This window comes from Shigella sp. SIG3 (assembly GCF_053555855.1).
Window position 1 is genome coordinate 1 of the sequence record NZ_JBQZXE010000260.1, and the last position, 985, is coordinate 985.

At 44.8% G+C, this 985-nt stretch carries 1 protein-coding gene; it reads right to left on the minus strand.

Annotated elements, in window-relative coordinates; genetic code table 11:
* Nucleotides 1–20: 20 nt before the first annotated feature.
* Nucleotides 21–824 carry a 2,5-didehydrogluconate reductase DkgB gene (gene dkgB, locus ACUU1I_RS20755; RefSeq protein WP_000997029.1) on the minus strand — a complete coding sequence of 268 codons (804 nt, stop codon included), beginning with the start codon at nucleotides 822–824 and terminating at the stop codon, nucleotides 21–23.
* Nucleotides 825–985 lie beyond the last annotated feature (161 nt).

The window sequence follows — 985 nt, forward strand, 5'->3', positions numbered from 1 at the left end:
GGAGGAGCTGTCAGAGAGGCTTAATCCCATTCAGGAGCCAGACCTTCCGGGCTAACCAGGCGGTCGTTGCAATCCAGTGCGGCGATCGCTTTTTTATCTTCGGCATCAAGCTGTAAATTTTGTGCCTTAAGATTACTTTCCAGGTTTTTACGTTTAGTAGAAGAAGGAATTACTGAGTAACCTTCCCCCATAGCCCACGCCAGAATCACTTGTGCCGGAATCGCATTGTGTTTAGCTGCAATACGAGCAATAACCTCATCTTTCAGTGCCTTACCATAAGCCAGCGTCATATAGGAAGTGATATGAATACCGTGCTGTTTAGCCCAGGCAACCACTTTACGGTTTTGCAGATAAGGAGAGAGTTCAATCTGGTTGGTAGCGATGTTTTCAGCGCCAACAGCAGCAATCGCTTTTTCCATCAATGGGATCGTGAAGTTGGAAATACCGATCTCACGCGTCAGCCCTTGTTTTTTGGCTTCCAGCAGCGCCTTCATAAACTCTTCAACAGAGACTTCATCGTTTGGTGACGGCCAGTGGATTAGCGTCAGATCAACATAATCGGTATGCAATTTTTGCAGGCTCTCTTTCAGACTCGGGATCAATTTGTCTTTGCTGAGATTTTCAATCCAGATTTTAGTGGTGATGTAGAGTTCATGACGTGGCACGCCACTTTCTGCAATCGCCTGACCTACTGCGGCTTCGTTATCATAGATTTGTGCGGTATCAATTGCGCGATAACCAAGTTCAAGCGCCGTTTTCACAGATGAAATAACAACGTCGTCTTTCAGACGGAAAGTACCTAAACCAAATGCAGGGATAGCCATAATATGCCTCTTTTAATGCTATTTTCGTTAACTGAGGTGATTATGGGCTTCAGACTGTTGCGGAAAAAGAGCGTAAAACGCAGAGGATTTTTGCGATTCTAGCAATAATAGATATCCAGACGCAAAAAAACATCGAGCGTTAACTCGAGGCTTCTTAATAA